This window comes from Acidovorax sp. LjRoot194 (genome assembly GCF_964253015.1).
In the GTDB taxonomy this organism is placed as follows: Bacteria; Pseudomonadota; Gammaproteobacteria; order Burkholderiales; family Burkholderiaceae_C; genus Acidovorax.
This window is the reverse complement of sequence record NZ_CAXUQB020000001.1, coordinates 312,359-329,753: the sequence shown is the minus strand read 5'-3', so window position 1 is coordinate 329,753 and position 17,395 is coordinate 312,359. Positions and strand designations below refer to the sequence as shown.

Here is a 17,395-nt window from a genome sequence, read left to right as displayed (position 1 = left end):
CGGCATCAACCCCACGCCATGACCCCGGCGAGCGCCAGCATGGTGGCCGCGGTGGCGCCGTCCAGCACACGCCACGCGCCGGGCGAGGCGAACAGCGGCGCCAGCCAGCGCGAGCCGAACCCCAGGCTCAGGAACCACAACGCGCTGGCCAGCGACCCGCCCGCCGCAAAGGTGGCGCGGCCCCAGGTCGGATAGGGACTGGCCATGGTGCCCAGCAACACCACGGTGTCCAGATACACATGCGGGTTGAGCCAGGTCAGCGCGCCCAGCGTGAGCAGCGTATTGCGCAGGCTCGCGCCCGCGCCGTTGACCGACACCAGCAGGTGGCTGGGCTTGAACACCCGCGACGCGGCCTGCAGCGCATAAGCCACCAGGAAGATGGCACCCGCCCAGCGCATCAGTTGCGCCCATTCCGGCCGGGCGGCCAGAACGCCGCCCATGCCCCAGATGCCGGCCTGCAACAGCACCGCATCGGACACGGCGCAGAACAGCACCACGGGCAACACGTGCTCGCGCCGCAGCCCCTGGCGCAGCACGAACGCGTTCTGCGCGCCGATGGCCATGATCAAAAGGGCGGTGGATGTGAATCCGTGGACGAAGGCGGTGCTGCTCATGCGCCGGATTGTGGCGATGGCAGTGTGTTCACGGTAGCTATACTTTCTAACGATCCGTCAGAATGGCTAACCACCGACCTTACTGCCCGCCATGGCCCTTGATTCCGCCCAGCTCAGCGCCTTTGCCGCCGTCATCGACGAGGGCAGCTTCGAGCGTGCCGCTGCCGTGCTGCATGTCACCCGGTCGGCGGTGTCGCAGCGTGTGAAGCTGCTGGAAGAGCGCGTAGGCCAGGTGCTGGTGCGGCGGGCCACGCCCTGCACGCCCACCGACGCGGGCCAGGCGCTGTACCGGCATGCCCGCGAGGTCGCGTTGAGCGAGGCCGACGCGCTCGATGCCATCGGCGGCGGGCAGCACACGTCCATCCGCCTGGCGATCGGCGTGAATGCCGATTCGCTCGGCACCTGGTTTCCTGCGGCCATGGCACACGCCCACGCGGCCGAGGGCCCGGGCCTGACCTTCGACATCCATGTGGAGGACCAGGACCATTCGGCCAACCTGCTGCGCGAAGGCCGCGTGATGGCCGCCGTGACGGCCGACCCGCAGCCGGTGCAAGGCTGCCAGGTGCTGCCGCTGGGCACCCTGCGCTACCGGGCGCTGGCGAGCCCCGCGTTCATGCAGCGCCACTTTGCGCAGGGCGTGAACGCCGCGTCGCTGGTGCAGGCGCCCATGCTGGTGTTCAACCGCAAGGATGCGCTGCAAGGGCGCTTCGTGCGGCGCATCACCCGGCGCGCCTTCACGCCGCCCGTGCACTGGCTGCCGGACGCGCACGCCTTTGTCGCCGCCACGCGCGCCGGGCTGGGCTGGGGCATGACGCCCGACCCGATGGTGGAGCGCGACCTGAAGACGGGCGCGCTGGTGGAGCTGGTCCCCGGCAGGCCGGTGGATGTGCCGCTGTACTGGCAGTACTGGCGCCTGAACGTTCGGGCGCTGCACCGCATGACGGAGGCGGTGCAGCAGGCGGCGGCACAGACTCTGCTCACCTGATGCCTTGATCGCCTCTGCCTGGCCACCACCCTGGCATCCAGGCAGCGGCAGCACCCTGCGCTGCGCTGTGCAGGAGCACCGCGCCCCTCACGCGCTGGCCAAGTCCTCGTGGTGATCCGCCACGCCGCGCTTCCAGTACGCCGCGATGCGCATGCGCTTGGCGTCCACCCCGGGCTTGGCGAGTACCACCTTGCGCACTGCGGCCATGTCGCTGTGCTCGCCGGCGGCCCAGATGTAGCCTGCGCCGGGCGGTATCGCGAGCGCATCGACCGCTGCGGGCAAGGAGTCCACCCACGCCAGGTCCAGCCGCGCGGCGCTGGCCAGGGTGCGCTGGTCTGCCGGGTTGCGCACGTGGATGCGGACCGTGGCGGTGGTGGTGGCAGGCAGCTCGGCCAGGCGGCGCGCAATGGCCGGCAGGGACGACGCGTCACCGATGAGCCAGTGCCAGTCGAAACCCGTGGGGATGACCAGGCTGCCGCGCGGCCCGGCAATGCCCACCCACTGCCCCACGAAGGCGCTGGCCGCCCAGTCGGTGGCGGGGCCGGCGTCGTGCAGGGCCACTTCGATGTCGAGCTCGCCTGTGGCGGCATCAAAGCGCGCAGGGGTGTAGTCGCGCAGTACGGGGCGCGGGTCGGGGAACACTGGGCGGCCGTCCTGCACCGACGGCAGCGAGGGGCGCTCTTGCCCCGGCTGCGGCAGGATGAGCTTGAGGTGGTCGTCGAAACCCGCGCTCACGAAACCGGCCAGTTCAGGCCCGGCCAGGGTCAGCCGCACGAAGCCGGGGCTGAGGTCGGTGCGCCGCACCACCTGGAGGTGGCGGGCTTGCAGGGTGTGGCGGACCCGCTCGACGGCGAGGTGCGCGGGTGTGGTGATGGGCAGAGGTGTGTTCATGATTTAGAATGTTGACAAAGTCCACCAAATGATCCGCTCGTTGGTTGATTTTGTCAACCACATAACACGATGAATTCCCGAACCGCTGCTCCACCGGGGCCTTCCGACGTCTTTGACGCGATGCACGACCTGCTGCATGTGTACAAGGCGCACATGGTGCGCACCATGGCGTCGGTGCACCCGGAGCTCACGCTCAACGAAGTGCGGGCGCTGATGTTCGTGGGCCGCCACCCGGGCGCCACGCAAAAGGAGCTGGTGTCCCACAGCGGTGCCGACAAGGCGCAGGTGGCGCGCATGGTGGGCATGCTGCAGGACAAGGGCTGGCTGGAGAGCGCGCCCAATGCCGAGGACAAGCGCAGCCGCTGCCTGAGCCTGAGCGCCCAGGGGTTGGCGCTGCACCAGGCGCTGCGCGAGGCCCGCCGCGGCGTGGCGGCCACGCTGCTGCAGGGGTGCGACAGCGCCACGCAGGCCCAGTTGCTGGCCTTGCTGGCGCAGGTGCGCAGCAGTGTCGATGCGCTGGGTGCTTCGGGGTGCGAGGAAGGCCGGCACGGCCGCCGGTAGGGCGCCAGGCTGCGGCCCTCGCCCCACCGCCTCCCACCTCAGCGATTCAAGAAAAAATGTGCTCTACCGCTGGATGAATAACACTTTTCAGCTATACAAACTATAGCAAATTGATTCCCGGGCTCAACGCCCCTGAATCGCCCGCACCGCCTGCGGCAGCGACTGCACATCGGGCAGGAAGTGGTCGATGGTCGCGCCCAGCGCCACGGCGCAGATAAGCGCACCGAGCAGCGGCTTCCAGGTCAGCCGCACGGCGGCGCCCAACCAACCCTCGCGCTCCACACCCACGGCGGCGCGCGCCGTGGCCACCGAAAACGCGATCTCCACCGCCACGGTCAGCAGCACGTCCCAGCCGAAGAACAGCATGGCCAGCGAGCCCGCGCCCAGGATGAGCGCCGCGCCGATGAGAAAGATGGCCACCACCGGCACGACCACCACGGCCCCTTCGTCGGCACTGCCCAGCGCATCGGCCGCGCCGCTGGCCAGGTCGCCCAGGGCACTGCCGTCGCTGCCACTGCTACTGCCGTAGTCCCCCGACGCACCGCCGCCGCCGAAGTTGCCGCCCCCTGTGCGCGGCATCGGCACATGGCCACCACCGGACGGCGAGCCGCCGCCGGGCCAGGACAGGTCGGGCAGGTCCACGTTGGCATCGACGCTGTTTTCTTCCTCCTCGCGCCTGCGCACCAGTCGCGCGGCCCAGGCCCGCAGCACCAGCAGGTACCCCAGGTAGCCGACAGACAGCGTCACGGCATACCGCAGCGCCAGCGACTCCACCCCCGCCAGCATCTGCACGTGCGAGGTGCACCACATGAGCAGCAGCGTGAAGCTGCCGATCAGCAGCCCGTGCAGCCGCAGGCTGTAGCGCTGCTGCAGGGTGCGCGCGACGCTGCCGTGCTGCGGCATGCGCACGGAGCGCCAGCTGGAGCCCTTTTTCGTCTGGTTGGGGTTGCCGTGATGGCTGCTGTTTTTGCTGCCATTGCTGCGGTCGCTGCGGGGAGTGGCCATACAAGGAAACGCGTCGTGAAGGTGGAGGCAGGGCCTGCCGAAGTCCCGGTGCAGGACCGCCGCAGGCGCTGGACTGGTGCTGCGGTGTTTTCTTCTTTGCTTTTGCTTTTGCTTTTGCTTCTTGCTGCGCAGCGGCGCCCATTTCACACCACTTTCATGCCGTGCCGGCGCTCCGCCCTGCCCGGCCAGCGGCAGGCCCCGTGAACTTGTCGACGAATCCGCGTGCCACGGCACGCCGGCGGTGCCGGCAGGACCGGGCGTCAGCGTTCGCCGTCCACCGCCACCGGCACACGCTGGGCCAGCGCGCACATCAGCTCGTAGCCCACCGTCCCGGCAGCGCGCGCCACCTCGTCGATCGGCAGGATTGCGCCGTTGCTGGCCTGGCCCCACAGCGTGACCTCGGTGCCGAAGCCCACCGGCATGCCGCGCTCGACCAGCGGCGTGAGGTCCACCGTGACCATGTCCATGCTCACGCGGCCCACGAGCTGCGTGCGCACGCCGCCCACCAGCACGGGCGTGCCGGTGTCGCAGTGGCGCGGGTAGCCGTCGGCATAGCCGCAGGCCGCCACGCCGATGGTGAGCGGCCCTTCGGCCGTGAAGCGCGATCCGTAACCCACGGTGTCGCCCTTTTGCAGCTGCTGCACAGCCAGCAGGCGGGTGGACAGCGTCATGGTGGGCGCGAGCTGCCAGTGCGCGGCATCGTTCTCGGGGAAGTCCGGCGCGCTGCCGTACAGCACGATGCCGGCCCGCGCCCAGTCCGAGCGCAGGCGCGCGTCGCCGTGGTGGCGCAGCGTGGCCGCGCTGTTGGCCAGGCTGCGCTCGCCGGGCAGGTCCTGCGTGGTCTGGTTGAACACGTCGATCTGGTGGCCGATGCCGCGGGGGCCGTCGGCATCGCTGAAGTGGGTCATGACCGAGATCTCGTCCACCTGCGTCAAGGCGTCGAGCCGCGCCCAGGCCGCGCGGTAGCGCTGGGGCGTGAAGCCCAGGCGGTTCATGCCGGAGTTCATCTTGAGGAACACGCGGTGCGGCACCTGCGTCTTGTGCGCGGCCAGCATGTCGATCTGCTCGTCGCAATGCACGGCGTGCCACAGCGACAGGCGCGAACACAGCTCCAGGTCGCGCGGCTCGAACACGCCTTCGAGCAGCAGGATGGGCCCGCGCCAGCCCAGCTGGCGTACCCGCTCGGCCTCGCCCAGGTCCAGCAGCGCAAAGCCGTCGGCGCTGCGCAGGCCCTCGAACACCCGCTCGATGCCGTGCCCATAGGCATTGGCCTTGACCACCGCCCAGACCTTGGCGTCGGGGACCGACTGGCGCACGCGCTCCAGGTTCTGGTGCAGGGCGGCGGTGTGGATGGTGGCTGTGATGGGACGTGGCATGGAAAAGGACCTGATGGAGCGAGGGATTTACCGGGGAATACGCGAAGGATTCTGGCATCGTGGCCGTTTATCCGCGTGATATAACCGTCTGTCACTTGCCAGGGTTCCCCACTTTTAACAGGGCATCAGCCGAACTGATGCACCAACAGCCATTCGATGAAGCGCGGTTTCTACACCATCATGTCGGCGCAGTTTTTCAGCTCGCTGGCCGACAACGCACTTTTCGTCGCCGCCGTGGAACTCCTGCGCTCAGAGGGCGCCCCGGAATGGCAGCGCGCTGCGCTGGTCCCCATGTTCGCGCTGTTCTATGTGGTGCTGGCGCCCTTCGTGGGCGCTTTCGCCGACGCCCTGCCCAAGGGCAAGGTGATGTTCGTCAGCAATGCCATCAAGGTGGTGGGCTGCCTGATGATGTTGTTCGGCTCGCACCCGCTCATCGCCTACGCGGTGGTGGGCCTCGGTGCCGCGGCCTACTCCCCGGCCAAGTACGGCATCCTGACCGAGCTGCTGCCCGCGTCGCAGCTGGTCAAGGCCAACGGCTGGATCGAGGGGCTCACCATCGCCTCGATCATCCTGGGCGTGCTGTTCGGCGGCCAGCTGGTGGGCCACCACCTGTCTTCCATGCTGCTGGGTCTTGACATTCCGTTCATCGACACGGGTGTGGACACGCCTGCCGAATCGGCCATTGCCGCGCTGATCGCGGTGTATGCGCTGGCCGCCTGGTTCAACACCCGCATCCCGCACACCGGCGTGGAGATGCGCCCCATGCGTGCCGACCCGTCGCGCGGCGTGCTGTCCAACGCGCTCAGCCTGCTGCCGGACTTCTGGGCCTGCAACAGCCGCCTGTGGCGCGACAAGCTCGGCCAGATCTCGCTGTCCACCACCACGCTGTTCTGGGGCGCGGGCGGCAATCTCAAGTTCATCGTGCTGGCGTGGGCCGCCGTGGCACTGGGCTACAACACCACGCAGGCCTCGGCCCTCACGGGCGTGGTCGCCATCGGCACCGCCGTGGGCGCAGTGGTCGCGTCGATGCGCATGCGCCTGGATGTCGCCACCAAGGTGATCCCGCTGGGCATTGCGATGGGGCTGCTGCTGATCCTGATGGTGTTCATCAACAACATCTGGGTGGCGATACCGTTCCTCATCGTGCTGGGCGGGCTGGGCGGCTACCTCGTGGTGCCCATGAACGCGCTGCTGCAGCACCGGGGCCACAACCTGATGGGCGCGGGCCGCTCCATCGCCGTGCAGAACTTCAACGAGCAGGCCTGCATCCTGGCGCTGGGCGCTTTCTACAGCCTGTCGCTCAAGCTGGGCCTGTCGGTGTTCGGCGCCATCACCGCGTTCGGTCTGGTGGTGGCGGGCGTGATGTGGCTGATCCGGCGCTGGCACCAGAACAACTGCATTCACCACCGCGAAGAGGTGGAGCACCTGCTGCACATTGCGCGGCACGACGCGCATCACTGAGAAGCCCCCCTGAGCGGCTGCGCCGCTTCCCCCGGAGGGGGACGCACCCGGTGGACTGGCGGAGCCAGATCCACGGGTGCACGGGTTTTTAGGGCGCGCCAGTTTTTGAGGGCGCATCATTTACTATCAATTTCATAGCTGCTTGCGCTTATCTGTTGTGCGGTAGCGGCCCATTCTTTTCTCATGCCATCGCGTCTGCCCTTTGCTGCCCTGCTGTTCAATGCCTTTGTCTGGGGGCTGGCGTGGTGGCCGTTTCAGCACATGCACCGGGCGGGGCTGCACCCGCTGTGGGCCACGGCGTTCATGTATGCGGTGGTGCTGATGGGGCTGCTGGCCTGGCGGCCGGGCATCCTGGCGCAGGTGCGGGCGCATCCTGCGTTGTGGCTGCTGGCGCTGAGCTCGGGCTTGAACAATGTGGCGTTCAACTGGGCCGTGACCATTGGCGACGTGGTGCGCGTGATCCTGCTGTTCTATCTGATGCCCGCCTGGGCCGTGCTGCTGGCCTGGAGGATCCTGGGCGAGCGCCCCACGGCCTCGGCGCTGCTGCGCCTGGCGCTGGCGTTTGCCGGCGTGGTGCTGGTGCTGCTGCCCGAGGGCGCGCCCGCCGCACGGCTGCTGCAGAACCTGTCGCTGGCCGACGGCCTGGCGCTGCTGGGGGGTTTCATGTTCGCGCTGACCAACGTGACGCTGCGCCGCCTGCACGCCGTGCCGGGGCCGGCGCGGATGTTCTCGATGTTCGGTGGCTGCATGCTGATGGCGCTGGCCGTGGCCTGCGTGGGGCTGCAATTGGGTGTGGTCGAGCCGTTCCCGGCGGTGAACAGCACCTGGCTTGTCACCGCGCTGCTGCTGGCCGGTGTGCTCATGCTGGGCAACTGGGCCCTGCAGTTCGGCGCCGCGCGCCTGGCGGCCGGCACCACGGCGCTGGTGATGCTGTCGGAGGTGATGTTCGCCAGCGTGTCATCGGCCCTGCTGGGCGCCGCCACCCTCACGCCCCGCACGGTGGTGGGCGGCGCGTTGATCCTGCTGGCATCGCTGCTGGCGGCACTGCAGTTCCGCCGGCCCGGCGCGGCGCCGCACTGAAAGAACTACCATGGTGCGTCTTCCTTCCACCCTCAGGAGCCTGCGCCATGCCCGACCACAACATCTACGACTTTGAAGCCCAGCAGATGAACGGGCAGACCGTGCCGCTATCGCAGTACCAGGGCAAGGTGCTGCTGATCGTGAACACGGCCAGCGCCTGCGGCTTCACGCCCCAATTCGGCGGCCTCGAAGAACTGCACAAGCAGTACGCCGACAAAGGCCTGGTGGTGCTCGGCTTTCCGTGCAACCAGTTCGGCAGCCAGGACCCGGGCAGCAACGACGAAATCGCCAGCTTCTGCCAGCTCAACTACGGCGTGAGCTTTCCGATGATGGCCAAGATCGATGTGAACGGCGCCAACGCCTCCCCGCTGTACCAATGGCTCTCCGCCGAAGCCCCCGGCTTGCTGGGCAGCAAGGCCATCAAGTGGAACTTCACCAAATTTCTGGTGGGCAAGGATGGGCGGGTGATACGGCGCTATGCGCCGCAAGATGCGCCCAAGAAGCTGGCGGGGGATATCGAGGCGGCGCTGGCTTGAGCCGGGCCATGGCGCTCGACCCCTCCGTGGCCAGGGCACAAAGCAGGATGTGCTGCAGATAGCGAACTCGACTCCAATTCAGTTACCGAATGATGCGGGCTGTAGGATTTTGTGAAAGCTGAATCAAGCGGTTGCCAATCGGTCGGTTGACTTCAAAACAGCAAGCATCTGCAGCGACACTCGGCGTCGTTTCAGGGTGACGCAGAGCACCCACCGCATGTTCTGCTGCTTGGGAGACCTTCCTTCATGTCCGCATCCGCTTGGTGGCGCGCTTGCTTGTTCACGGCGTCGTTCGCATCGGCCTGCGCCTCACAGGCCCATGACTTTGTGACCATTGCCCCGACGGCGTGCCTGCCGGTGGAGCAAGGCATGGGCTTACCCGCAGACATGACGCCCTACCGCGCAGCGGTCCGCGTCTGCAACATTGCACGCCAGTCCGGCCCGTCCGCTGCGGTGGCCAAGGTGCGATTGCTCAGTGTCTTCACCGACGACTATTACAAGAGCCTGCCGGCGGACGCACCCTGGCAGAACTTTCCGCTGCCGATGCTCATTGACGAGACCGGACGGTGCCTGGGCCGCATTGCCCACCTCTTTCCGGTAGACCCCCCGCAGGAACTCACCATCAGCGCCGGGCGTTGGCAGCGCGGTGTGCCGCACGAGCTGCGCTTGGCCGTGAAATCCCCCGCGGTCGGCGGCGATGCCACGCTTCCCAGCCTGCACTGGAATCCCCGCTCCGGCGGCTATGCCGCCAAGAACACCCACCCCTCTCAGGACAAAACCTCGTGCCCACCGACGTCGTAGACACCGCGCCATCCGTCAGCAAGCTCAAGCAGGCCTGCGACTCCGCCTATGCGCTGTACCCCAACTCCTGCAGCCATGCCGTCTGGCATGTCATCAAGCAGTACCTGCCCAACCAGGCCTGGCTGAGCGCCAACGCGCTCGTCGAGCACATGCGAGGACATGCGCACTGGAAGATCGTGCCAGCAGGACAGGTGGGGCGCTTGGCGCGCGAGGGTGTCCTCGTTGTGGGCGGAAAGTCAGAGGCGTCCAACGGACACGTGATCGTTGTGTACCCCGGGCCCGACACCACGGCCGGCGGCTACACCTACACCCGCGAAGGCAAGTCAGAAACCCTGCGCACCCGGGGCAGCTACGCGCCGGCGATGTCCACGTCCCTGGGATCGTGGCCCGGCGCCAAGAGCCGGGGCGACAAGACCATCTGGGACCCCTGGGCCAACGACGCCAAGTTTGCGCAGGTCACCTTCTGGCAACTGGTGCAGTGAGCCGGGCCGGGGCCTGGGTCCGGCGGTGCCACGGCGCAAGCGCTCGCCTTGGCTGGCCGCCGCGCCCACTGAGCCTGTCGCGAGGGGCGGCAATCCCGTACCGTGGCAGCGCTGCAAACAGCTTGGGGCACCACCGCACAAAACACCAGCGGGACCATGGCATCACGGCGCCAAGTTGCAGCGCACGACGGTACCTGTGCTCGCATCTTTTCCTTTGTTCTCTTTGATAGGTATGTTCATGCTTCACACACGCTTTGTTCCCTGGGGTCTGCTCACCGCGGCAGCGCTGCTCCTGGCCGGTTGCGCAGAGACACCGGCGCCCGCGCCTGAACCCGAAGTCACAGCCGCAACGCCCGCGGCGGAGCCACCACCACCTCCGCCCGAAGCAGCGCCCGCACCCGCCCCGGAAGAGCCGCGCCTGCCCGCCGACGGCATCGTCGCTGAGTTCAAACCGACGCAGGTGAAACTGTCGCCCGAAACCCAGGCCATCCTGACCCGCCTGGCGTCCACGCGGGAGCCCAATGAACGCCTGGAGATCACTGGGTACTGCCACCGGAAGGACGCCCCCGTGGACGCACGCGAAATCGCATTGATGCGCGCCATGGCAGTGCGCAATGAACTTATCAAGCAAGGCGTACCCGCCAAGTCGATCCGCGTGAAGTTCAACACGACACAGGCCCTGCACGCGGTCAAGATCACGGCAAAGTAAGAGGCCGGGTGCGCTGCGGGCCACAGCGCTGCAGCACGAAGGTTCTCGTGGCCGATCGCGCAAGGGGTCCATGCACGCTCAGCCGATTGCACCCGACGGATGCATGCTCTGCGGCGGTTCTCGCCGGCCTTCGGACCACCCTGACCTAACTGCCTGCCACAGGACTGAGTTGTGGAGACCGCCCCTACCACGCTGCGGGCAGATCCGGCTCGGTATTCGTCAGGCAAGCGCGCTGCATCGGCGCCGCGCTGAGCACGAATCGTGCCGCCCCTGACTACACCTCAGCGCCAGCGCGTCCGGGGGTCAGCCGCAGCTCGCGTCCATCTGCGCGCAGCGCTCCTTGAATTGATGTGCTGGGGAAGAGGCCGCCCCCTTTCCGGCGTCCGCCAGCAACCGTAGTTGGACTCGCCCTCTAGCTGAAAACGACACCGAACACCACCGCCACCAAGATCAAGACGCCTGCGGCGATCCACCCGGACTTCTGGTCCAACCCACCCACTTCGCGCAGCGCTGCATCACGCTCCGGCCCAGCCAGCCCCTGCGCATCGATGCGGCGGATGCAATGGGCCATCCAGCGCAGGTAGGTGTTCTTGTGGGTGAACGACACAAGAATCGCAACCCCCAACGCCCTGGCCGCACCGCTCTCGCCCGGAAACGCGAGATTCAAGACCAGCAACGCCAGCAACAGCATGGCCGCCAGCGGGTACATGCGCCTGGACACAGCCCAGCTCACGCCCAGAAAGGGAATGCCCGTCCAGCACGGGCTGAAATGGGCAAACACACCTTTCTTTTCGGTGCTGGTGACCCGGTCCCACAGCGCCCGATATTTATCGGCATTTGGGCCGATGGCGGTTTCCATGTCCTGCCAAGAGATTCCAGTCCAGTCCGTCTTGGCATTGAGTGTGGCTTTAAATTGTTCTGCGAGGGATTCAGAAAAATTCAGATGGGATTTACTGGTCAAAAATTACTCCTGGGGGGCTTATGAAATTCAAGATCGAAGCACTGGCAAAAATTTCGACACGGTCCATTGATCGTGGCCGTTTTCAAAATGACTTTGACTCGGAAATTATATCAGCCATATGCTTGTGATCTTCGAATGCTAAATTCACACCCCATCTGCACTGATTGCATCGGGATGCCTCACCCATGAGAACGTTGCCACCCCATTCAGATTTATGACATGCAGGACTCGATGTCAGCCGAAAGAATGGGCACAGATTCTGCCAAGGCGACGTCAATCCGATTCAAATTGAAGAATGGCATCGGCAAGCAATCTGGCACGGAAGTATCGTAGGGGTTAATGGCTTTTGCAACACAGAGGTCAACCTTGACGACCCCTCCCGCGCCATTCAATTTTAATTTTGGCCAAGTGCCTTGAGACTCAGTATCCCACCCCTTCAATGCAGTTCCAGGCACGATGGATATCTCTTTGATTTTTTCTTGAAAAACATAGGATCCACTTTGGCACACAGGTAATCCTGCAGTAAAAGACATGCTGACCTCATCACTATCAAGTGAGTTGATCATATAAACCCACGGAGTTATCCCCCAACAAAGGATCATCAATCCAGCATGGAAGAGTTCATTTGCAATCTCGGTAGTTGTGAAACTGTGCAAAAGATCGTGTTTTCCTCGCCCTAGTCTTTCGACGATAAAATTATTAAACAGCGCTTCATCCATGCCAACGAAGCCCAGTTGATCATAGCTTTCGTAAATGAATTGACTTGCTTCCAGACTTGGAGTCGCGACACTTTTTCTTTTGCAGAAGGTTAGATGAATAAAGATTATTTCGGAGTACGCGACCCCTCTCTTCTCATACTCCTCGCTTGTGCAATTCATACCAATCAATGGCACATATCGAGACGCAGAGACATGCAAGTCAAAGCTCCCACCACGCTTAACTGTCAATGGCAAATCGACATCTGCAGTCAGATTGGAAAACGCAATATCCGCCTGCAAATCAACCTCATAATTTCGATAGTAGACCGGACTACCCTTAATATATTTTCTACTACTTTCCAACAACGAATCAACGCATTCAATGATCAATACGCATCTATAGTCAAAATCAAAAAGATTCAGAAAGCCAAATATATCAACAAATTCCATTCGCCCGCCACGCAAAATATCCAATCGCGCTTCAGACAAGTGTTTAGATGATTGATAGAAATAGCTAATAATTTCCATTTTTTATATCGGCTTTTTGGAATGCATCACCGCACCGGAATATTTTATAGTACAGCCCAACGTCCATGTCTAGATACTTTCAAAACATCGCCAGGTCCTACTGGAGTGATGCGGTATCGCTCCCCTATTGATACCGGGTTGGCCAGCTGTGCCGAATCTCTTCCCAGCCCGTGCTGCCCATAGCGTGCCAAGCTGCCACTGTAATAGCTCAGCTTGTTTGGCACCGACGTTTCCATCCCCGTCTTAATCAACCGTGTGTCTCTAACGAAAAAGAAACGTTCTGCATAACGTGAGACTTATATATTCAAGAATATCGACCTATTTTTCATGGTCATATCCAAGGTCGAATACAAAACAAAACCCTTAATTTTATTTATTTTAATTTTATCCACAAGCGTTTTGCTTACAACCAACTCCCTGGGCATTTCAGCGCAAATGGCGATATCCAAACCGCCCATTTCATCATAGAGAACCTGATAGTCGAAATCATACTGCGGATTATTCAAATCAAAATTAGAAATATAATATTCACTGACAGCCATATTTGTGCAACCAACTTTGTTTAGCGCATTAATTGCGTAAAACCCACCCACAGGTTGACCTCCACACTCCCCCGGGATATCCCCTTGCGTTTTTTTTCCCGGTTGCTGCTGGGGTCGGCCAGCCGTGTCAAAGCTCTGCCACTCCTCACGGACCGTGCTGCCCCACGTGGTGTACTGCGCCCGCCACACCAGGTTGCCGCTGTTGTCGCTCAGCTCCTCCGGTAGCCCATTGGGCTGGGTGTGGAAGTAATACACCTGGGCGATGTCTTCGCCACCGGCGCCTTCTCGCACATTCGGTGTGCTTGACCCGCCGGGCTCGTCGTTGGCAGCAGCAGCGACGTTGAACCGATCTGCCCACTGTGGGTTGGTCGTGGGCACGCTGCCTTGCTTGCCTTGTTCCGCATCTCCCCCCAGGGCGTGCGCAGCCGCCGGGTGCGGTTCTACACTGCCGCTTCCGTCGATGCGCGCCAGCGGCACGTAGCTGCCGGGCTCGTAGATGTAGGTGCTCGTCTGTGCGCCTCTGCTTTCCTGCAGCAGCCGCATTCCCTCCCACGTGAACACTGTCGTGCCAAAGCTGTCCGTCTTGGCGATGCGTCTGCCCAGGGCGTCGTACTGGTAGCTGAAGACCTGGCTTTGCGGCTGGCCGTCTTTGCCTGCCCTCACCACGGCCACCTGGGTCAGCCTGTGCTGGTGGTCGTAGCGGTAGTGCTGTTCGGTGTGGCTGCCTATGCGCTTTCTGATCAGGCGGCCAAAGCCGTCGTAGTCGTAGCGCTTGTCCTGCAGGACCTTGACCCGGTTGTTCTGTACCCAGCCTCTGCCTTGGCTGCTGAGATTGCTTTCTTCCAGCGCGTTGATGCGGTTGCCCACCAGGTCGTAGTGGAAGTGTTCGTTGCGCTCGGGCTGGCTGACCAATTGTGCTAATGGCGACCAAATGCTCCCGATGTCATATCTAATTCTTAAGTTGCATGCGCAGTCCGCGCAGTTTTTGATCCACTTACTGCTTCATCGCTTCGATTGCATTAAATAAATATTTTGCAACAGTTGCATCCTTGCCCACTCATTTTCATTTGGAGGCTGATGCTATATTCCGGCCTTTCGGCTGCGTTCTACTGCATTTAGAATTTTACAAACCGCGTCAAACTGTCTCTTTGATGCGCGCTTCGTTAAATCCTCAAACCTCAAATACTTACCCTCAAGCGATGTTATAAGAGAGGATTGCATTTCATTACCAAATTTCGTCTTCATGGAAACGACTTTTACATAATAATTTCTCAATCTAAAATTAAACTCAACAACCAAATCCGAAATTGCATCAACAGCGTACAAATACTCGAAATCCTCAGAAAAATACAAATTACATTTCGCCAAGGAAAGTTTTAACCTTTTCACGATATAATCAATTTTGGTGTGCCTCCCTTGGAACTTCAGAAAATGCCCACTTAAAGCAAAATCGCGCTGCGCATCAAAAATTATTTCCAATCGAGATCCAGCAAATTTATTTAAGCTCGGTCTCGCATTATTTTGAACGACATAAATAATATAAGATTCACTTTCGACATCTAGGCATTGCACGCCTGACAAAAACAATTTAGAAGAGTACTCAGAAGAAATTTCTTCTACAACTGCTAACATTTTTTCTTTCAACGGCATGGATTCGTGCCCGCAGTGTGGTGCTGTCGGGCTATATCTCTAACTTTTGCCATCTCACCAGCACGATTGCCTTTAGGATTATTATCAACTCCCATCTGCGCTATCTTTGAAAGGCGATCGACTTCTTTGGGGTTATCCAAGTGCTTACCGACAGCCTCTTGGACTTTCGCCCACTGTTTGTCATTTAGATTTCGAGTCGCGGCGTCTTCTCGCGTCATGGTTAGTCCAGTACCTTTCTCATTGGGAACAAAACCCACATGCCCCCCGCCGTTTGGCAGTCCGGGACCGTGAACGTTCACATGCGCCCCTCTACTCACAGTGTCGTGGCCGGCGGTCTGCCCTGACACGTCATACCCCTTCGACGCCCAACCCCAAGGATCAATCCAGCTAATCGGATTCGGCGCATATTGATGCAGGTTCAACCCGCCATTGAGCCCAATCGGGTCCGGCGTGGTAAACGCCCCCAAGTCCGCATCGTAGTACCGGAACGTGTTGTAGTGCAGCCCCGTCTCTCTGTCCAGGTACTGCCCCTGCATCCGCAGGTTCTGCTGCAGGGATGCCGTCTGGCTTGCCAGTTGATGCTGGGGTCTGCCTGCCGTGTGAAAGCTCTGCCACTCCTCACGGACCGTACTGCCCCACGTGGCGTACTGCGCCCGCCACACCAGGTTGCCGCTGTTGTCGCTCAGCTCCTCCGGTAGCCCATTGGGCTGGGTATGGAAGTAATACACCTGGGCGATGTCTTCGCCACCCGCGCCTTGTCGCACATTCGGTGTGCTTGACCCGCCGGGCTCGTCGTTGGCAGCAGCAGCGACGTTGAACCGATCTGCCCACTGCGGGTTGGTCGTGGGCACGCTGCCTTGCTTGCCTTGTTCTGCATCTCCTCCGAGGGCATGCGCCGCCGCTGGGTGAGGTTCTATGGCGCCAGCCCCGTCGATGCGCGCCAGCGGCACGTAGCTGCCCGGCTCGTAGATGTAGGTGCTGGTCTGCGCGCCTCTGCTTTCCTGCAGCAGCCGCATTCCCTCCCATGTGAACACTGTCGTGCCAAAGCTGTCTGTCTTGGCGATGCGCCTGCCCAGGGCGTCGTACTGGTAGCTGAAGACCTGGCTTTGCGGCTGGCCGTCTTTGCCTGCCCGCACCACCGCCACCTGGGTCAGCCTGTGCTGGTGGTCGTAGCGGTAGTGCCGTTCGGTGTGGCTGCCTATGCGCTTTCTGATCAGCGGACGAAATTTGCTTTAGTCAATCCTGCTTTTATTAAGCACCGAATATCTATTGATTTGCAATTAATCATTAATCCAAATTTGCGACGATTGATGCTATTTTTTTATTAAATTGATTTAGGGCTTCTTGCCATTGATCACTTTTTATTTTACGAAAGACAAATTCCTCTTCATGTCGATCGATCTTAAAAAAGAATAGATCAGCCAAACTCTCCGTTCGATTTCCAAAATCCTCAACCAACTGAAAAACAATTGTTAGATTTTTACCATCTGCAGAACGAATAGGCCAAATTATTTGATCATCAAAAACTTTGTACAAATCCTTATTATTCAACATGATGCTCCAACCAGCATCTTCCAGTAATAATTTAATTTGCGACATTCTAGCGAGAGTCATGCCTCAGTTCCAGAAATTTTTAGGGGCAGTGACACCACTATTTTTTAGCCAATCATCGAGTTTTTGTTTTGTGAGTGGTGCGCCACCTTGTTTTGGCGTATCAATCGAAAGGATTTTTCCATTTTTATCTGTGATGGTTATACTATATTTGTCGTCTCCAACCTTGCGAACATGATATTTTGCATCAGGATATTTACCTCCCGTTAGCACACGTCCTTCAGTAACGTTTCGTTTGCCATGCTCCAAATACTGTTTAGGAGACATATCGGAGTGGCGTCGCGCGTGATCCTTTAAACCCGAATCTCCGCTACTTTGCGTTCGCCTGCTTTTCCACTCAGGCCCCGCTCCATTGCAATTTTTGCTCTTCCACCCCCAAGGGTCAACCCAGGCGATGGGATTCGGCGCATATTGATGCAGGTTCAGTCCACCCAACAGCCCAATCGGGTCCGGCGTAGTAAACGCCCCTAAGTCCGCATCGTAGTACCGGAACGTGTTGTAGTGCAGCCCCGTCTCTCTGTCCAGGTACTGCCCCTGCATCCGCAGGTTCTGCTGCAGTGATGCCGTCTGGCTTGCCAGTTGATGCTGGGGTCTGCCTGCCGTGTCAAAGCTCTGCCACTCCTCACGGACCGTGCTGCCCCAGGTGGTGTACTGCGCCCGCCACACCAGGTTGCCGCTGTTGTCGCTCAGGTCCTCCGGTAGCCCATTGGGCTGGGTGTGGAAGTAATACACCTGGGCGATGTCTTCGCCACCCGCGCCTTCTCGCACATTCGGTGTGCTTGACCCGCCGGGCTCGTCGTTGGCAGCAGCAGCGACGTTGAACCGGTCCGCCCACTGTGGGTTGGTGGTAGTGCTGTTCGGTGTGGCTGCCTATGCGCTTTCTGATCAGGCGGCCAGAGCCGTC

Annotated in this window: 18 protein-coding genes and 1 pseudogene; 8 read left to right on the top strand and 11 right to left on the bottom strand. The window is 61.4% G+C overall.

Annotated features, from left to right (window positions below; translation table 11 throughout):
* Positions 1–5: 5 nt before the first annotated feature.
* Positions 6–614 (bottom strand): LysE/ArgO family amino acid transporter, encoded by a 609-nt coding sequence (locus ACSQ3N_RS01535; protein ID WP_056163350.1) that lies wholly within the window; start codon positions 612–614, stop codon positions 6–8.
* Between the two features lie 91 nt (positions 615–705).
* Between ACSQ3N_RS01535 and ACSQ3N_RS01530 the strand changes: the two genes are divergently transcribed.
* Positions 706–1,599 carry a LysR family transcriptional regulator ArgP gene (locus ACSQ3N_RS01530; RefSeq protein WP_436145424.1) on the top strand — a complete coding sequence of 298 codons (894 nt, stop codon included), beginning with the start codon at positions 706–708 and terminating at the stop codon, positions 1,597–1,599.
* 87 nt (positions 1,600–1,686) lie between these two features.
* On the opposite strand, the gene ACSQ3N_RS01525 is transcribed toward ACSQ3N_RS01530, so the two are convergent.
* A complete protein-coding gene (locus tag ACSQ3N_RS01525; RefSeq protein ID WP_436145423.1) occupies positions 1,687–2,490 on the bottom strand; it encodes a siderophore-interacting protein in 804 nt (267 codons plus the stop codon).
* Between the two features lie 69 nt (positions 2,491–2,559).
* Here ACSQ3N_RS01525 and ACSQ3N_RS01520 point away from each other — a divergent pair, with 69 nt between their 5' ends.
* Positions 2,560–3,051 carry a MarR family winged helix-turn-helix transcriptional regulator gene (locus tag ACSQ3N_RS01520; RefSeq protein WP_436145422.1) on the top strand — a complete coding sequence of 164 codons (492 nt, stop codon included), beginning with the start codon at positions 2,560–2,562 and terminating at the stop codon, positions 3,049–3,051.
* A 123-nt stretch (positions 3,052–3,174) separates the two neighbouring features.
* Here the strand turns inward: ACSQ3N_RS01520 and ACSQ3N_RS01515 are convergent, their stop codons facing one another.
* Positions 3,175–4,056 carry a hypothetical protein gene (locus ACSQ3N_RS01515; RefSeq protein WP_436145421.1) on the bottom strand — a complete coding sequence of 294 codons (882 nt, stop codon included), beginning with the start codon at positions 4,054–4,056 and terminating at the stop codon, positions 3,175–3,177.
* 260 nt (positions 4,057–4,316) lie between these two features.
* Complete coding sequence (gene alr / locus ACSQ3N_RS01510) at positions 4,317–5,432, bottom strand: alanine racemase (protein WP_056410277.1); 1,116 nt, start codon at positions 5,430–5,432, stop codon at positions 4,317–4,319.
* Between the two features lie 156 nt (positions 5,433–5,588).
* On the opposite strand from alr, the gene lplT reads away from it, so the two are divergent.
* From lplT to ACSQ3N_RS01480, 6 genes are all read left to right on the top strand, one after another.
* On the top strand, positions 5,589–6,893 hold the full coding sequence (gene lplT, locus ACSQ3N_RS01505) for a lysophospholipid transporter LplT (RefSeq protein WP_056410278.1): 1,305 nt from the start codon (positions 5,589–5,591) through the stop codon (positions 6,891–6,893).
* 183 nt (positions 6,894–7,076) lie between these two features.
* Positions 7,077–7,973, top strand: a complete 897-nt coding sequence (locus ACSQ3N_RS01500) for a DMT family transporter (RefSeq protein ID WP_056410280.1) — start codon at positions 7,077–7,079, stop codon at positions 7,971–7,973.
* 47 nt (positions 7,974–8,020) lie between these two features.
* Positions 8,021–8,509, top strand: coding sequence for a glutathione peroxidase (locus tag ACSQ3N_RS01495; RefSeq protein ID WP_436145420.1), 489 nt, complete (start codon positions 8,021–8,023; stop codon positions 8,507–8,509).
* A 246-nt stretch (positions 8,510–8,755) separates the two neighbouring features.
* On the top strand, positions 8,756–9,310 hold the full coding sequence (locus ACSQ3N_RS01490) for a hypothetical protein (protein WP_156371938.1): 555 nt from the start codon (positions 8,756–8,758) through the stop codon (positions 9,308–9,310).
* On the top strand, positions 9,292–9,792 hold the full coding sequence (locus tag ACSQ3N_RS01485) for a hypothetical protein (protein WP_056163327.1): 501 nt from the start codon (positions 9,292–9,294) through the stop codon (positions 9,790–9,792). The genes ACSQ3N_RS01490 and ACSQ3N_RS01485 overlap by 19 nt, the downstream gene beginning before the upstream one ends.
* Before the next feature lie 238 nt (positions 9,793–10,030).
* Positions 10,031–10,501 (top strand): OmpA family protein, encoded by a 471-nt coding sequence (locus ACSQ3N_RS01480; protein ID WP_156371937.1) that lies wholly within the window; start codon positions 10,031–10,033, stop codon positions 10,499–10,501.
* 412 nt (positions 10,502–10,913) lie between these two features.
* On the opposite strand, the gene ACSQ3N_RS01475 is transcribed toward ACSQ3N_RS01480, so the two are convergent.
* The 7 genes and pseudogenes from ACSQ3N_RS01475 to ACSQ3N_RS01445 all read right to left on the bottom strand — a co-directional run.
* Entirely contained in the window at positions 10,914–11,462 is a 549-nt protein-coding gene (locus ACSQ3N_RS01475) for a hypothetical protein (RefSeq protein WP_056163322.1), read from the bottom strand.
* A gap of 212 nt (positions 11,463–11,674) precedes the next feature.
* Positions 11,675–12,688, bottom strand: coding sequence for a hypothetical protein (locus ACSQ3N_RS01470; protein ID WP_156371936.1), 1,014 nt, complete (start codon positions 12,686–12,688; stop codon positions 11,675–11,677).
* Between the two features lie 296 nt (positions 12,689–12,984).
* Positions 12,985–14,142, bottom strand: coding sequence for an RHS domain-containing protein (locus tag ACSQ3N_RS01465; RefSeq protein ID WP_436145419.1), 1,158 nt, complete (start codon positions 14,140–14,142; stop codon positions 12,985–12,987).
* Positions 14,143–14,310: 168 nt separating this feature from the next.
* Positions 14,311–14,880, bottom strand: coding sequence for a hypothetical protein (locus ACSQ3N_RS01460; RefSeq protein WP_436145418.1), 570 nt, complete (start codon positions 14,878–14,880; stop codon positions 14,311–14,313).
* A complete protein-coding gene (locus ACSQ3N_RS01455) occupies positions 14,871–16,016 on the bottom strand; it encodes an RHS repeat-associated core domain-containing protein (RefSeq protein WP_436145417.1) in 1,146 nt (381 codons plus the stop codon). Before ACSQ3N_RS01455 ends, ACSQ3N_RS01460 begins: the two co-directional genes overlap by 10 nt.
* 151 nt (positions 16,017–16,167) lie before the next feature.
* Positions 16,168–16,494 carry a hypothetical protein gene (locus tag ACSQ3N_RS01450; RefSeq protein WP_436145416.1) on the bottom strand — a complete coding sequence of 109 codons (327 nt, stop codon included), beginning with the start codon at positions 16,492–16,494 and terminating at the stop codon, positions 16,168–16,170.
* A gap of 366 nt (positions 16,495–16,860) precedes the next feature.
* A pseudogene (locus tag ACSQ3N_RS01445) lies at positions 16,861–17,223 on the bottom strand (RHS repeat-associated core domain-containing protein); the annotation flags it as partial.
* Positions 17,224–17,395: the final 172 nt, after the last annotated feature.

Bases quoted from the DNA above. Each gene is read 5' to 3' on its own strand.
- ACSQ3N_RS01480 (WP_156371937.1), top strand. From the start codon at position 10,031: ATGCTTCACACACGCTTTGTTCCCTGGGGTCTGCTCACCGCGGCAGCG.
- lplT (WP_056410278.1), top strand. From the start codon at position 5,589: ATGAAGCGCGGTTTCTACACCATCATGTCGGCGCAGTTTTTCAGCTCG.
- ACSQ3N_RS01450 (WP_436145416.1), bottom strand. From the start codon at position 16,494: ATGACTCTCGCTAGAATGTCGCAAATTAAATTATTACTGGAAGATGCT.
- ACSQ3N_RS01530 (WP_436145424.1), top strand. From the start codon at position 706: ATGGCCCTTGATTCCGCCCAGCTCAGCGCCTTTGCCGCCGTCATCGAC.
- ACSQ3N_RS01490 (WP_156371938.1), top strand. From the start codon at position 8,756: ATGTCCGCATCCGCTTGGTGGCGCGCTTGCTTGTTCACGGCGTCGTTC.
- alr (WP_056410277.1), bottom strand. From the start codon at position 5,432: ATGCCACGTCCCATCACAGCCACCATCCACACCGCCGCCCTGCACCAG.
- ACSQ3N_RS01470 (WP_156371936.1), bottom strand. From the start codon at position 12,688: ATGGAAATTATTAGCTATTTCTATCAATCATCTAAACACTTGTCTGAA.
- ACSQ3N_RS01525 (WP_436145423.1), bottom strand. From the start codon at position 2,490: ATGAACACACCTCTGCCCATCACCACACCCGCGCACCTCGCCGTCGAG.
- ACSQ3N_RS01520 (WP_436145422.1), top strand. From the start codon at position 2,560: ATGAATTCCCGAACCGCTGCTCCACCGGGGCCTTCCGACGTCTTTGAC.
- ACSQ3N_RS01500 (WP_056410280.1), top strand. From the start codon at position 7,077: ATGCCATCGCGTCTGCCCTTTGCTGCCCTGCTGTTCAATGCCTTTGTC.
- ACSQ3N_RS01495 (WP_436145420.1), top strand. From the start codon at position 8,021: ATGCCCGACCACAACATCTACGACTTTGAAGCCCAGCAGATGAACGGG.
- ACSQ3N_RS01515 (WP_436145421.1), bottom strand. From the start codon at position 4,056: ATGGCCACTCCCCGCAGCGACCGCAGCAATGGCAGCAAAAACAGCAGC.
- ACSQ3N_RS01535 (WP_056163350.1), bottom strand. From the start codon at position 614: ATGAGCAGCACCGCCTTCGTCCACGGATTCACATCCACCGCCCTTTTG.
- ACSQ3N_RS01460 (WP_436145418.1), bottom strand. From the start codon at position 14,880: ATGCCGTTGAAAGAAAAAATGTTAGCAGTTGTAGAAGAAATTTCTTCT.